General features: G+C 49.2%; 14 protein-coding genes and 2 tRNA genes. 10 read left to right on the top strand and 6 right to left on the bottom strand.

Features of this window, described 5'->3' with window-relative positions:
* Positions 1 to 33: 33 nt before the first annotated feature.
* The 5 genes from ACY2VT_RS05955 to ACY2VT_RS05935 form a co-directional block, all read right to left on the bottom strand.
* Positions 34 to 717, bottom strand: a complete 684-nt coding sequence (locus ACY2VT_RS05955) for a Crp/Fnr family transcriptional regulator (RefSeq protein WP_238061332.1) — start codon at positions 715 to 717, stop codon at positions 34 to 36.
* Positions 718 to 870: 153 nt separating this feature from the next.
* Complete coding sequence (trxA, locus tag ACY2VT_RS05950; protein ID WP_461879240.1) at positions 871 to 1,341, bottom strand: thioredoxin; 471 nt, start codon at positions 1,339 to 1,341, stop codon at positions 871 to 873.
* Complete coding sequence (nudC, locus tag ACY2VT_RS05945; protein ID WP_461879239.1) at positions 1,311 to 2,159, bottom strand: NAD(+) diphosphatase; 849 nt, start codon at positions 2,157 to 2,159, stop codon at positions 1,311 to 1,313. The genes trxA and nudC overlap by 31 nt, the downstream gene beginning before the upstream one ends.
* Before the next feature lie 81 nt (positions 2,160 to 2,240).
* Positions 2,241 to 2,312: transfer RNA gene (locus ACY2VT_RS05940), tRNA-Gly, on the bottom strand.
* 20 nt (positions 2,313 to 2,332) lie between these two features.
* Positions 2,333 to 2,403, bottom strand: a tRNA-Gly gene (locus tag ACY2VT_RS05935).
* 267 nt (positions 2,404 to 2,670) lie between these two features.
* Here ACY2VT_RS05935 and ACY2VT_RS05930 point away from each other — a divergent pair.
* From ACY2VT_RS05930 to ACY2VT_RS05885, 10 genes are all read left to right on the top strand, one after another.
* A complete protein-coding gene (locus ACY2VT_RS05930; RefSeq protein ID WP_461874149.1) occupies positions 2,671 to 2,937 on the top strand; it encodes a 4Fe-4S dicluster domain-containing protein in 267 nt (88 codons plus the stop codon).
* 172 nt (positions 2,938 to 3,109) lie between these two features.
* Positions 3,110 to 3,565 (top strand): Lrp/AsnC family transcriptional regulator, encoded by a 456-nt coding sequence (locus ACY2VT_RS05925; protein ID WP_022463135.1) that lies wholly within the window; start codon positions 3,110 to 3,112, stop codon positions 3,563 to 3,565.
* Positions 3,566 to 3,676: 111 nt separating this feature from the next.
* On the top strand, positions 3,677 to 4,801 hold the full coding sequence (gene alr / locus ACY2VT_RS05920; RefSeq protein WP_461879238.1) for an alanine racemase: 1,125 nt from the start codon (positions 3,677 to 3,679) through the stop codon (positions 4,799 to 4,801).
* Between the two features lie 203 nt (positions 4,802 to 5,004).
* Positions 5,005 to 5,859 (top strand): amino acid ABC transporter substrate-binding protein, encoded by an 855-nt coding sequence (locus ACY2VT_RS05915; protein WP_118666754.1) that lies wholly within the window; start codon positions 5,005 to 5,007, stop codon positions 5,857 to 5,859.
* Between the two features lie 6 nt (positions 5,860 to 5,865).
* Positions 5,866 to 6,513, top strand: a complete 648-nt coding sequence (locus ACY2VT_RS05910) for an amino acid ABC transporter permease (RefSeq protein ID WP_461879237.1) — start codon at positions 5,866 to 5,868, stop codon at positions 6,511 to 6,513.
* A 22-nt stretch (positions 6,514 to 6,535) separates the two neighbouring features.
* On the top strand, positions 6,536 to 7,294 hold the full coding sequence (locus ACY2VT_RS05905) for an amino acid ABC transporter ATP-binding protein (RefSeq protein ID WP_461879236.1): 759 nt from the start codon (positions 6,536 to 6,538) through the stop codon (positions 7,292 to 7,294).
* A gap of 166 nt (positions 7,295 to 7,460) precedes the next feature.
* The gene (purB, locus tag ACY2VT_RS05900; protein WP_461879235.1) at positions 7,461 to 8,897 is read left to right on the top strand and encodes an adenylosuccinate lyase; all 1,437 of its coding nucleotides are present in this window, start codon (positions 7,461 to 7,463) and stop codon (positions 8,895 to 8,897) included.
* Positions 8,898 to 9,037: 140 nt separating this feature from the next.
* Positions 9,038 to 10,318 (top strand): adenylosuccinate synthase, encoded by a 1,281-nt coding sequence (locus ACY2VT_RS05895; RefSeq protein WP_055265795.1) that lies wholly within the window; start codon positions 9,038 to 9,040, stop codon positions 10,316 to 10,318.
* A 25-nt stretch (positions 10,319 to 10,343) separates the two neighbouring features.
* Entirely contained in the window at positions 10,344 to 11,036 is a 693-nt protein-coding gene (locus ACY2VT_RS05890) for a hypothetical protein (protein ID WP_461879234.1), read from the top strand.
* 27 nt (positions 11,037 to 11,063) lie between these two features.
* Complete coding sequence (locus tag ACY2VT_RS05885) at positions 11,064 to 12,461, top strand: glycine--tRNA ligase (protein ID WP_055265793.1); 1,398 nt, start codon at positions 11,064 to 11,066, stop codon at positions 12,459 to 12,461.
* 76 nt (positions 12,462 to 12,537) lie between these two features.
* On the opposite strand, the gene arcC is transcribed toward ACY2VT_RS05885, so the two are convergent.
* Complete coding sequence (arcC, locus tag ACY2VT_RS05880) at positions 12,538 to 13,467, bottom strand: carbamate kinase (protein ID WP_461879233.1); 930 nt, start codon at positions 13,465 to 13,467, stop codon at positions 12,538 to 12,540.
* Positions 13,468 to 13,583 lie beyond the last annotated feature (116 nt).

The following is a 13,583-nucleotide window of genomic DNA, read 5'->3' as shown; positions in this document are numbered from 1 at the left end:
GCCTGTGGGAAAATGTTTGCGCGCGTAGAAGAACTATCGGCGCATCCGGCAGATGCCGCGGAGCTTTTTGACATCGAGAATCGTGACCGTGCCGCGGGAGAGTGCGACGATGCCGTCTTTCTCGAACGACTTTAAGGTGCGGGAAACGACCTCTCTGGCACTGCCGAGGTTCCGCGCGATCTGCTCGTGCGTGGTGGAGAGCACCGGGGAACCGGTGCGGATGCGTTCATCCTCGAGATATCCGGCAAGGCGCTGGTCAAGCCGCGTAAAGAGAAGCTGGCCCATCGCCCACATGACTTCGGAAAAATGCTCCGTTGTTTCCCGGTAAATGTAGTTTTCAACGTAAATATTCTGATTCATCAGTCTGCGGAACGTGCTGGCCGGAGTGATGAGAACTTTCGTCTCCTCCTCGGCCTCAATCAGAATATCAAAGCTGATTTCCTGCATCGCACAGGAGGCAGACAGCGTGCAGACTTCGCCGGGACCGGTGGTAAACAGGGTAATTTCCCGCTGCTCGCCGGACTGGATAAAGATGCGGAGTTTGCCGGAGAGGACAAGCAGAACGCCGAGACAGTCATCGTCACAGCTGTAGAGAAAATCGCCGCGCTGATACGTCGTCAGGACGGAAGAGAGCACGAGTGTCTGCTGTTCATCGGCGGTAAGCTTTGGATAAAATGGATAATGCTCCTGAAAACAAGATTCCAGAAAAGATGACATAAATAAAACTCCTTTCGGAAGAAGATCGTTCTTTTGTAAGCTGCGGCAGCAGCCGTTTCTTCCATGATAGAAAAGAACAGAAAAAAATGCAAGAAAAAACGTATCGGTTTTGTGCCGATACGTTTTTTTCTTGCATTTCCAATATTACGCTGTTTATTTTACAGAGTTAATCAGCTCTTCCAGCTCCTCATAGGAAATGGCGCCGACGTTTTTCTTTACGAGCTCACCGTTTTTGAAGAAAGCGAGGGTCGGAACGCTCATGACTTTAAAGGATCTTGCCAGCTCCGGTGCTTCGTCAACGTCTACTTTGTAGAACTGGATCTCCGGCATATCCTCAGCCGCCTCTTCGATGACCGGGGCGAGCATTTTGCACGGTCCGCACCAGGTAGCAAAGAAATCAACAACGGCAACGCCAGGTGCTGCCTGCAGAGCTTTTTCGAAGTTTTCGGATGTAACATGAATTAATGACATAATAGAAGTCCTCCTTTTTATTGTACGGGTAATTCCCGGTAACTGTTTTTCTGTTGTGACTGTAGAATACCACAGCAGAACGGGAAGTTCTGTGACTAAGTCACAAAATGATTTCTTATTTTTTATTTCGGTTCTTTTCCCTGGCGGAAGCATTCGATCATTTCACCGGTCAGACTGATGAGGTTCGGAGTCTCCGGAAGGGAACCGCGGTCAAACCACTCGGCGACGGAGAGCTCCTCGCGGTCGAGGGTAATGGACGGATCGCCGTCCACATCGCAGTAGAATCCGGCGAGCAGCGAGCCGCTGAAGGACCACGGCTGACTCTTATAGTATCTCAGATTTTTCACCTTTAATCCGACTTCTTCCATGACTTCGCGGTGCACGGTCTGTTCCAGCGTCTCACCGACCTCGGTATAGCCGGCCACGAGGGCGTACTGGCGATGGCTGCTGTGGGAAGGTGCGTACTTCGTGAGCAGCAGGCGGTCACCGTCGGTGATGGCAACGATGACGCTCGGGCAGATGACCGGATAGAAGAGTGCGCCGCAGGAAGGGCACTGCATCGCGCGTTCATTTCCAGGCGCATGCATCTTCGTTCCGCAGCGGCCGCAGTATGTGTGGTCCGTGTACCAGGTATGGATCTGGTAACCGGTGATGCCGGCAAACCCGAGCCATCCCGGAACGGCGCGGCGCAGAATCAGTGTGTTTTCATATTTCCAGCAGTCAAATTCCGGAAGCTGCGGACTGCGCAGTTCATAATAGTCCGTCTCATCAATGCGGAACAGAAATTTTGCCTTTTCTTTAATCTCCGGAAAAACAGCTGCAATTTCCGCGATGGAAGGGTAGCGGATTTCGGGATCTTCGAAATTGCACAGAATTGTGTGATGACCGTAAATTAAAACAAGATCCGTATCGTTCGGAACAGAAGGCTGGTAATCTACATAATATTTATGCGGAGCAATGTCCTGAATCATAAGAACTCCTTTCTTTGGTAAAAAAGTTTTTGAAAAAACAAAAAACCGAAATTCCTGTGAAGAAATTTCGGTAATAAAAAGAGCGCGAGACGGGATTCGAACCCGCGACCCCAACCTTGGCAAGGTTGTACTCCACCCCTGAGCCACTCGCGCATATTCATCCTTTAGGATGAAGCGGGTGATGGGAATCGAACCCACGTATCCAGCTTGGAAGGCTGGTGTTCTACCATTGAACTACACCCGCAGATGATTGGCACTGATTTTTTTTCTCTGTCTTGTTGACTGCCGTGCCTCACTGACAAAACGTATTCTACAGGAAAGCCGGAGAAAAGTCAACCCCTTTTTTAAAAAAAATTAAAAAAATTTTTGAAATACTGAAAAAGGTGAAAATTCAGGGCAAATGGCGCGAGTGAACGTCCGGTGAATAGCACGTAAATATCAGTCTTGTTCCTGGAAGGAAAGTGTACTATAATAAAAAAACGGAAAACAAAGAAAAAGGGGGAACTTCCCTATGCAGGAGAATGGAGCAGAACCTCTGGTCGCCTGTACCGGCTGCCAGGGCTGCATGCCGTGTATGGTAAAGATCAACATCCCATTGATGTTCGAACTCTACAACCGGACGGAGAGCGAAGGCATCGAGGCCGTCCGCGCAGAATACGAAGGTCAGGAAAAACGCGCCGACGACTGCATCAACTGTTACCGCTGTGAAAAACAGTGTCCGCAGCACCTCGGGATCGGCATTCTGATGCAGGATATTGCAGAAACCTTCGAAGAATAGAAAAACCGGCATCTGTGCAATTTAAAGAGAAATTTTAATCTTTCTATAAAATATTTGGGGAAAAACTGGACTTATCTGAAAAATTTGATATAATAGAAAGGTAGTGACAGGGAAATTTTATGCTAAGATCTGGAAAGAAGAGCCCTGTCAATTCTTATGGGAGGAAAAATACATGGATGCCATTGATTATAAGATTCTGAAGATATTGCAGAAAAATGCCCGCGAGACGGCTTCCAATATCAGCAAAGAGATTCATTTATCGGTTTCTGCAGTCATCGAGAGAATCCGCAAAATGGAAGAAACCGGAGTGATTAAAGAATACACCATTATTGTAGACGAAAAGAAAACGGGAAATGAGATGACCGCGCTGATGGAAGTCAGCCTGGAGCATCCGAAGTTCTTTGACAGTTTTGCAGACGCGATCCAGAAACTGGAGTACATCGTATCCTGCTATTATCAGACCGGAGATTTTGATTTGATTATCCGCATTTCCTGTCACTCATCCGACGAACTCGAAGAAATCCACCGCCAGGTGATGAGCCTTCCGGGCGTCGATGCGACAAGAACGCATGTAGTGCTGAAAAATGTAAAAAATATCTATTCCGCCATCCGCAGACCGGACAAATAAAAACCGGCACAGCCGGAATCTGATACGAGAGCGTGTCTGAAAATAATCCGAAAGAGTTTTCAGGCACGTTTTGGCGTCTCAGAAAAAGTACGGAAAGAAAGAAGGAAAAAAGTGAACAGATACTTACGCTGTTATGCAGAGATTTCGCTTGAAGCGATCGGGCATAACATCAGAGAAGTGAAAAAAAGACTGCCGGAGGGTGTGAAACTCCTTGGCGTTGTAAAAGCGAATGCCTACGGCCACGGTGCCGTTCCGGTAGCATCCTATCTGGAAAACCAGGTTGATTATTTTGCAACCGCAACGATTGAGGAGGCCGTCGAGCTCAGAGAAAACGGCATTTCCGCGCCGATCCTGATTCTCGGCTACGTGTCCCCGTCCCAGTACAGCGACCTTGTGGAATATGACATCACTCAGACGATCGACAGCTACGCACAGGCACTTGCCCTGGAAAAAGAGGCAGCACGCCAGAACCGGAAAGCAAAAGCACACCTCGCGGTCGATACCGGCATGACGCGGATCGGCTTCCAGGTGACGGAGCACGATGCGGATGAGGCGGCAAAAATCGCGGATCTTCCGCACATCGAGCTGGAAGGTATGTTTACGCATTTCTCCTGCGCCGATCAGGAAGACAAGACGTACTGTTCGGTGCAGATGAAAAAATATGATAAGATGACGGCACTTTTAGCCGAGCGCGGCGTGACGATTCCGCTCCGCCATATCTGTAATTCTGCCGGAATCATGGAATTTGACGATCACCGCTTTGAGATGGTGCGTTCCGGTATCATTACCTACGGCATTTATCCGTCCGAGGAGGTAAAAAAAGAGCGCCTCGATCTGATCCCGGCGCTTTCCTGGAAGAGCCATGTCATCCATGTGAAAGAAGTCGGCCCGGGCATCGGCGTCAGCTACGGCGCCACGTATGTGACCGAAAAACCGATGACGCGGATCGCAACCGTTTCAGCCGGCTATGCGGACGGCTATCCGAGAGCTCTCTCGAACCAGGGCTGCGTGCTGATCCACGGGAAAAAGGCACCGATCATCGGAAGAATCTGTATGGATCAGATGATGGTGGATGTGACCGACATCCCGGATGTGCAGGTGGAGGACGTCGTAACACTTGTCGGAACTGACGGGGATGAGACCATCACGATCGAAGAGATTGCCAACCCGGCGGCGCGTTTCGATTACGAGATGCTCTGCGATATCAGCAGCCGTGTGACAAGGGTTTATAAATAGTTACAAAATAAAAAATCAAAGTCTCCGAAGACGGGAAAAAGCAGAATCTGCTGACCGTTTCGGAGACTTTTTTGTGTTGGAACAGGTTTTCTGGATTATTTGACCGGTGCGGGTTGACAGGCAGTGCCGGAGTATGGTAGGATACCAATTAGTTTAGCGTAGTACAGTGATAACATGATCGCGTAGAAAAGGAGAACATTATTATGAAAAAGAAAATGGTTAGCATTTTGACAGCAGCCTTTTGTGCATCGGCCCTGCTGGCTGGCTGCGGCTCCGCAGACACAGCAAAAACATCTGCCTCATCAGCAGGAGCAGCATCCTCTTCCGCAGACGGAACGACAACCTTTACCGTAGGCTTCGATGCAGAATACCCGCCGTACGGCTACATGGACGATGAGACCGGCGATTACACCGGATTTGACCTGGAGCTCGCCGAGGCAGTCTGCGAGATTTACGGCTGGAAGCTGGTAAAAACCCCGATCAACTGGGATGCGAAAGATACCGAGCTGAATTCCGGTGCGATTGACTGCATCTGGAACGGCTTTACCATGAACGGCAGAGAGGACGATTACACCTGGTCCGATCCGTACGTGGACAACAGCCAGGTGATGGTTGTATCCGAGAACTCCGGCATCAACAGCCTGTCCGATCTGGCAGGAAAGACGGTCGGTGTGCAGGCAGCATCCGCAGCACTCGATCTTTTGCAGAGTGAGGAAGAAGGCGGTCAGAAAGAACTTGCCGATACTTTCGCCGCTCTGCAGCAGTTCCCGGATTACAACAATGCGTTTGTAGAGCTTCAGGCAGGCTCCATCGATGCGGTTGCCATGGATATCGGCGTTGCCAAATATCAGCTGGAAAGCCGCGGAGAAGGATACAAAATCCTCGACGAGCACCTGAACTCCGAGAAATATGCGATCGGATTCAAAAAAGGAAATACCGAGCTCTGCGATAAAGTAAACGAAGGCCTGCAGCAGGTTCTGGCCGACGGAACATTCGACAAGCTCGCAGAAAAATACGGAATCGCAGACATGGTGTGTCTGGAGAAAAAAGGAGAGTAAAGCAGCATGAAGTTGTCCATGATTCTATCACAGCTTAGTACCGGAATGGCGGGAACGATCTCGATATTTGTCCTGACGCTCGTATTTTCCCTGCCGCTCGGTCTGCTGATCGCCTTCGGGCGTATGTCGAAAAACCGGATTGTGAGCGGGATTTTCCGGCTCTATATCTCCCTGATGCGCGGCACGCCTCTGATGCTGCAGCTCATGGTGGTTTACTTCGGACCGTTCTATCTGTTCGGTATGAACATCGGAAAATGGCGCTTTCCGGCGATTATCACCGGATTTGCCTTAAACTACGGCGCCTATTTTGCAGAAATCTACCGCTCCGGCATCGTTTCGATGGATCGTGGACAGTACGAGGCAGCAAAGCTTCTTGGTTATTCGAAGGGACTGACGTTTGTCCGCATTATTCTGCCGCAGGTTGTGAAACGGATTCTGCCGGCGATCACCAATGAGGTGATTACGCTGGTCAAGGATACGTCGCTGGCCTTTTCCATTTCCTATGTGGAAATGTTCACGATCGCAAAACAGATCGCGGCGGCCAAGACCACGATGGTTCCATTTGTCGCCGCCGGTATTTTCTATTATATCTTCAACTTTGTCGTGGCGTGGGTGATGGAACTTTTGGAAAAGAAATTTTCTTATTATCATTAAATAAAAGAGAGCGGAAAACGATATGATTTATCTGGAAATGAACCATGTAAGAAAGAGTTTTGGGGATCTCGAAGTGTTAAAAGATATTTCCCTCAAAGTAGAAGAGGGTGAGGTACTCTCGATCATCGGCCCGTCGGGATCGGGAAAATCGACGCTGCTGCGGTGTGCGGCGATGCTCGAAACGATGGACGGCGGTGATCTGGCATATCTCGGCAAGCAGGCGGTCACGATGGAAAACGGAAAATCCGTCTATGCAAAGCCTGCCGTACTGCGGAAAATTCAGGAGAACTTTGGAATGGTGTTCCAGAGCTTCCACCTGTTTCCTCATTATAATGTGATGAAAAATCTCTGCGATGCGCCGATCCATGTGCAGAAACGGAACCGCGCGGAGGTGGAAGCACAGGCGAAAGAACTGCTGCAGAAGATGGGCCTGACCGGAAAAGAGAAGGCGTATCCGTGTCAGCTTTCCGGCGGTCAGTGCCAGAGAGTTGCGATTGCGCGTGCGCTGATGCTGAACCCGAAGGTGCTCTTTTTTGATGAGCCGACTTCGGCGCTTGACCCGGAGCTGACAGGCGAGGTGCTGAAGGTCATCAAATCCCTTGCGGAGATGAATATGACCATGGTGATCGTTACCCACGAGATGAATTTTGCCCGGGAGATTTCCGACCGCGTCATCTTTATGGACCAGGGCGTGATCGCCGTGGAAGGAACGCCGGACGAAGTCTTCGATTCCGAAAATGCCAGAATGCAGGGCTTTTTGGGAAAATTTCGTGAGAAGTAACGACGTTGCACTTGCCTAAGAAAAGAACATGCGTTATACTAGAGCGTGGTTGAAACGTATTTTCAAACACGCTCTTTATATATTTCGTCCTGTTTTCGGGATAAAAAAGAGCGGGGATAAAGAGAAACCGAATACACATTTTGACAAGAAAAGGAGAATCGTGTCTATGAGCGGAACTGACAGATATGTAAGCCCTCTTTCCGAACGTTATGCAAGCAAGGAGATGCAGTACATTTTTTCACCGGATATGAAATTCCGTACCTGGAGAAAGTTATGGATTGCGCTGGCTGAGACAGAAAAAGAACTGGGACTTCCTATTACAGAGGAGCAGATCGAAGAACTGAAAGCAAATGCTGAGAACATCAACTACGATGTGGCAAAAGAAAGAGAGAAAGTCTGCCGTCATGACGTAATGTCCCATGTGTATGCCTACGGCGTACAGTGTCCGAAAGCAAAAGGAATCATCCATCTGGGAGCAACCAGCTGCTACGTAGGCGACAATACCGATATCATTGTCATGAACGAAGCCTTAAAGCTGGTGAAGAAAAAACTGGTGAACGTTATCGCTGAGCTGGCAAAATTTGCAGATAGCTACAAAGACCAGCCGACCCTTGCCTTCACCCACTTCCAGCCGGCACAGCCGACCACCGTCGGAAAACGTGCAACCCTGTGGATGCAGGAGTTCTTAATGGACCTTGAAGATCTCGAGTACGTACAGAGCACCTTAAAGCTGCTCGGCTCCAAAGGAACAACAGGCACACAGGCAAGCTTTTTAGAGCTGTTCGACGGAGATCAGGAGACCATCGACAAGATCGATCCGATGATCGCTGAGAAAATGGGCTTCAAGAACTGTTATCCGGTTTCCGGACAGACGTATTCCAGAAAAGTCGATACGAGAGTATTAAACGTTCTGGCAGGCATTGCGGCAAGCGCAACAAAATTCTCCAACGACATCCGTCTTCTGCAGCACTTAAAAGAAGTTGAGGAGCCGTTTGAGAAAGGACAGATCGGATCTTCCGCCATGGCGTACAAGAGAAATCCGATGAGAAGCGAGCGTATCGCATCCCTGTCCCGTTATGTGATCACCGATGCATTAAATCCGGCCATCACCTCTTCTGTACAGTGGTTTGAGAGAACCCTCGATGACTCTGCAAACAAGAGACTTTCCATTCCGGAAGGCTTCCTTGCCATCGACGGTATCCTGGATCTGTGCATGAACGTCGTAGACGGACTTGTGGTTTATCCAAAGGTTATCTTAAAACACATGATGGCAGAGCTTCCGTTTATGGCAACCGAGAATATCATGATGGATGCGGTAAAAGCAGGCGGCGACCGTCAGGAGCTGCATGAGAGAATCCGCGAGCTGTCCATGATCGCCGGAAAACATGTCAAAGAGGAAGGCCGCGACAACGATCTTCTGGATCTGATCGCAGCGGATGAGATGTTCCATCTGACCAAAGAAGAGCTGGAAAAGACGATGGATCCGTCCAAATACACAGGCCGCGCATCCGTACAGGTTGGCGCATTCCTGAAGAACGTAGTCAATCCGGTGCTTGAGGCAAACAAAGAGGCACTTGGCATGACTGCGGAAATCAACGTCTGATGCGTTTGATAAACAGAAATAATAAAAAAACAGATTTTATAAGTAATCATAAGTTTTACTTATGAGAAAAACATGGTATACTAAGCGTGTACGGTCGGGAAAACCGGCCGCAAGTATACGTTGAATTAGGAGGATGTCACATGATTAAGGCAGTAGTAGGAGCAAACTGGGGAGACGAGGGAAAAGGTAAGATTACCGATATGCTCGCAAAAGAGGCAGACATTATTGTCCGTTTCCAGGGTGGTGCGAATGCAGGCCATACCATTGTAAATAACTATGGAAAGTTTGCACTTCATACCCTTCCATCCGGCGTATTTTACAGCCACACCACAAGCGTAATCGGAAACGGTGTTGCACTCAACATTCCGGTTCTGATCAAAGAGTTAAATGAGATCGTTTCGAAGGGAGTGCCGGCACCGAAGATCAAAATTTCCGACCGTGCACAGATGGTAATGCCGTACCATATCCTGTTCGATCAGTATGAGGAAGAGCGTCTGGGCGGAAAATCCTTTGGTTCCACTAAATCCGGTATCGCTCCGTTCTACTCAGATAAATATGCAAAAATCGGTTTCCAGGTAAACGAGCTGTTCGACGATGAGCACCTGAAAGAGAAGCTGAAATCTGTATGCGAGACCAAGAACATTCTGCTCGAGCATCTGTATCACAAACCGCAGTTAAATCCGGATGAGATCTATGCAGAGCTGATGGAATACAAAAAAATGGTTGAGCCATACGTATGCGATACTTCCGCATTCCTGTGGAACGCGATTCAGGAAGGCAAGGAGATCCTGCTTGAGGGTCAGCTTGGTTCCTTAAAAGACCCGGATCACGGAATTTACCCGATGGTAACTTCTTCTTCCACACTGGCCGGCTACGGCGCAGTAGGAGCAGGTGTTCCGCCATATGAAATCAAGAAAATCGTAACCGTATGCAAAGCTTACTCCAGTGCAGTAGGAGCAGGTGCTTTCGTTTCCGAGATCTTCGGCGATGAGGCAGATGAGCTCAGAAGACGCGGCGGAGACGGCGGAGAGTTCGGTGCAACCACAGGCCGCCCGAGACGTATGGGATGGTTCGATTGTGTTGCTTCCCGTTACGGCTGCAGAATGCAGGGTACCACCGATGTAGCGTTTACCGTACTTGACGTACTTGGCTATCTGGATGAGATTCCGGTCTGCACAGCATACGAAGTAGACGGAAAAGAAATCCACGATTTCCCGAACACCAGCATTCTTGAGAAAGCAAAACCGGTTCTGAAAACCCTTCCGGGCTGGAAATGCGATATCCGCGGCATCAAGAAATACGAGGATCTGCCGGAGAACTGCAGAAACTACATCGAGTTTGTAGAGAAAGAAATCGGATTCCCGATCACCATGATCTCCAACGGACCGGGAAGAGACGATATCATTTACCGCAATAAATAATTCAGGCGGTTTTTAGAGGATTTTTATGAAAAAAGCAGGACAGCTTCTCGCAGTTCTGACAGCGGCTTCCGTGCTGCTGTCGGGCTGTGAGAAGTTAAAAGATGTGACAACGACATCTGTCTATGTGAGCAAAAATGGTGTTGTGACAGAAGCCATTGTGGAAGATTACAGCAAAGACGATGATTACACGGAAGACGAACTGAAGGTCTTTGTGGAGGATGACATCAAAAAATTCACAGAGGAGCGCGGCGATGCGGATTCTGTGAAGCTGGAAAAATGCCAGATCAAAGAGGACAAGGTGGAGATCCGGATGGAATACGGAGATTACCAGTCCTATGCGGATTATCACGGAGCAGAATTTTTCGCAGGCACGCTGGATGAGGCAGAAGAAGCGGGATATGATTTTTCCGCTTCCTTTGTCGATTCTGAGGGCAAAGAGGTTTCGGTCGAAGATGCGGTCAAAGGCGTTAAGCAGGTACGCGTGATTGTCTGCGAGGAGCCGCTGGAAATCGTAACGGAAGATCCGGTGCTCTGCGTTTCCGGCACAGCCGTGGTCAAAGGAAAAAACACGGTGGATACGGCCGGCGAGTGGACCACAAAGTCCACAGAGAGCGCTTCTGCGTCATCATCAGAGCAGACTAAGACAGAAGAAACAGAGCAGGAATATGAGCAGGACGTTCTTCTTGCCAGTCCTGTTATTGTTGTTTATGGGAAGTAAACAAATAAAATAGAGGAGTAACTAACTATGGAAAAGACAATGGACAAAATTGTGGCAGTAGCAAAATCCAGAGGTTTTGTATATCCGGGTTCCGAAATCTACGGCGGCCTGGCAAATACCTGGGATTACGGCCCGCTCGGTGTTGAGCTGAAAAACAATGTGAAAAAAGCGTGGTGGCAGAAATTCGTCATGGAGAGCCCGCACAACGTAGGTGTTGACTGTGCAATCCTGATGAACCCGCAGACATGGGTAGCTTCCGGCCATCTCGGCGGATTTTCCGACCCTCTGATGGACTGTAAAGAGTGCCACGAGCGTTTCCGTGCAGACAAGCTGATCGAAGACTTCTGCGAGGAAAAAGGCATTGAAATCGAAGGCGGCAGCGTAGACGCATGGTCTCAGGAAGAGATGAAAAACTTCATCGAGGAGCACCAGATTCCGTGTCCGTCCTGCGGAAAACACAACTTTACCGATATCCGTCAGTTCAACCTGATGTTCAAAACCTTCCAGGGTGTTACCGAGGATGCAAAGAACACCGTATACCTTCGTCCGGAGACTGCACAGGGTATCTTCGTAAACTTCAAGAACGTACAGCGTACTTCCAGAAAGAAAATCCCGTTCGGAATCGGCCAGATCGGTAAATCTTTCCGTAATGAGATTACACCGGGTAACTTCACCTTCCGTACCCGTGAGTTTGAGCAGATGGAGCTGGAGTTCTTCTGCGAGCCTGGCACCGACCTTGACTGGTTCCAGTACTGGAGAGGCTTCTGCATCAACTGGCTGAAGAGCCTCGGTATGAAAGATGAAGAGATGCGTGCAAGAGACCATTCTCCGGAAGAGCTGTGCTTCTACAGCAAGGGAACAACCGATATCGAGTTCCTGTTCCCGTTCGGATGGGGCGAGCTGTGGGGAATCGCAGACCGTACCGATTACGACCTGACCCAGCATCAGAATGTATCTGGACAGGATATGACCTATTTCGATCCAGAGAAGAACGAGAAATATATCCCGTACGTTATCGAGCCGTCTCTTGGTGCTGACCGTGTCGTTCTGGCATTCCTGTGCAGCGCTTATGACGAGGAAGTTCTCGACGCAGAGAAGAATGATGTTCGTACCGTGATGCATTTCCATCCGGCACTGGCACCGGTAAAAATCGGTGTGCTTCCGCTTTCCAAGAAGCTGAACGAGGGCGCTGAGAAAGTCTTTGCAGAGCTGTCCAAGAAATACAACTGCGAGTTTGATGACCGTGGAAATATCGGAAAACGGTATCGCCGTCAGGATGAGATCGGTACTCCGTACTGCATCACCTACGACTTCGATTCCGAGACCGATGGTGCTGTTACCGTCCGTGACCGTGACACCATGGAGCAGGAGAGAATTAAAATTGAGGATCTCGATGCTTACTTTGCAGATAAATTTACTTTCTAATCTGGCTTTTTAGTCCGGAAAAAGAGTAGAAAAAAAGGATTCCCACTCGCGGGAATCCTTTTTTGTATACTTTGTATTACTCGATAATCGTACCTGTTTTTCCCTGGAATCCGGCGAGTGCGGAATCGATGGAAGTGATGACTGCGGTGCGGCCAATGCCTTTTTCGAGGAAGGAGACAGCTGCTTCCATCTTCGGCAGCATGGAGTTTTCTCCGAACTGGCCTTCTGCGATGTATTTCTTTGCGTCAGCAACGGTGATGTGTTCCAGTGCTTTTTCATCCGGTGTACCGTAGTTGATGGATACGTTTTCCACGCTGGTCAGGATCATCAGCATGTCAGCGTTCAGCATTTCTGCCATCAGGCCGCTGGTAAGGTCTTTCTCGATCACTGCGGATGCACCTTTTAACTCTTCGTTCTGCGGGAGAACCGGGATTCCGCCGCCGCCGGCTGCGATGACAATCTGTCCGGCGTCGAGAAGAAGACGGATAGAGTCGATCTCCACGATATCCTGTGGCTTCGGAGCGGCAACGATTCGGCGGTAGCCGTCCTCTGTCTTTGTTATGTAATTTCCTTTTTCCTCCTCTGCGTCAGCCTCTTCTTTTGTCAGAGTACGGCCGATCAGTTTCACCGGATTGTTGAAAGCATCGTCGTACGGATCCACTTCAACCTGTGTAAGAATCGTGGAAGTGGTTTTGAAGATTCCTCTGCGGAGAAGCTCGGCACGGATGGCGTTCTGCAGGTCGTAGCCGATGTAGCCCTCGCTCATAGCGGAGCAGACAGACATCGGGGCTGCACTGTAATCGGTGTGCAGTTTTCCGAACTCGTTCATGGCCATGTGGATCATGCCGACCTGCGGCGCGTTGCTGTGGGTGATGACAACATCAGCACCGGCGGCAACAAGATCTGCAATTACCTTTGCAGAATGTTTTACGGCTGCTTTCTGTTCCGGAAGCGTAGTTCCAAGAGCTTTGTGTCCAAGTGCGACAACTAATTTTTTTCTTTTCATGAAAAGATACCTCTCTTTACAGTTCATAAATTTTGATACGAAAAATCGGGCATCAAATATAGAACTATTATAAAGTTTATGGATGCAAAAATCAAGAAGAAACCGACATTGCGCAC

Source organism: Fusicatenibacter sp. (assembly GCF_050872605.1).
Classification (GTDB): Bacteria; Bacillota; Clostridia; order Lachnospirales; family Lachnospiraceae; genus Fusicatenibacter.
Note: the sequence above shows the minus strand (reverse complement) of the source record. Positions and strands in the feature narration are given on the sequence as shown.

Bases quoted from the DNA above. Each gene is read 5' to 3' on its own strand.
- trxA (WP_461879240.1), bottom strand. From the start codon at position 1,341: ATGCTTCCGCCAGGGAAAAGAACCGAAATAAAAAATAAGAAATCATTT.
- ACY2VT_RS05925 (WP_022463135.1), top strand. From the start codon at position 3,110: ATGGATGCCATTGATTATAAGATTCTGAAGATATTGCAGAAAAATGCC.
- ACY2VT_RS05955 (WP_238061332.1), bottom strand. From the start codon at position 717: ATGTCATCTTTTCTGGAATCTTGTTTTCAGGAGCATTATCCATTTTAT.
- arcC (WP_461879233.1), bottom strand. From the start codon at position 13,467: ATGAAAAGAAAAAAATTAGTTGTCGCACTTGGACACAAAGCTCTTGGA.
- ACY2VT_RS05890 (WP_461879234.1), top strand. From the start codon at position 10,344: ATGAAAAAAGCAGGACAGCTTCTCGCAGTTCTGACAGCGGCTTCCGTG.
- ACY2VT_RS05905 (WP_461879236.1), top strand. From the start codon at position 6,536: ATGATTTATCTGGAAATGAACCATGTAAGAAAGAGTTTTGGGGATCTC.
- ACY2VT_RS05885 (WP_055265793.1), top strand. From the start codon at position 11,064: ATGGAAAAGACAATGGACAAAATTGTGGCAGTAGCAAAATCCAGAGGT.
- purB (WP_461879235.1), top strand. From the start codon at position 7,461: ATGAGCGGAACTGACAGATATGTAAGCCCTCTTTCCGAACGTTATGCA.
- nudC (WP_461879239.1), bottom strand. From the start codon at position 2,159: ATGATTCAGGACATTGCTCCGCATAAATATTATGTAGATTACCAGCCT.
- ACY2VT_RS05930 (WP_461874149.1), top strand. From the start codon at position 2,671: ATGCAGGAGAATGGAGCAGAACCTCTGGTCGCCTGTACCGGCTGCCAG.
- ACY2VT_RS05910 (WP_461879237.1), top strand. From the start codon at position 5,866: ATGAAGTTGTCCATGATTCTATCACAGCTTAGTACCGGAATGGCGGGA.
- ACY2VT_RS05915 (WP_118666754.1), top strand. From the start codon at position 5,005: ATGAAAAAGAAAATGGTTAGCATTTTGACAGCAGCCTTTTGTGCATCG.
- ACY2VT_RS05895 (WP_055265795.1), top strand. From the start codon at position 9,038: ATGATTAAGGCAGTAGTAGGAGCAAACTGGGGAGACGAGGGAAAAGGT.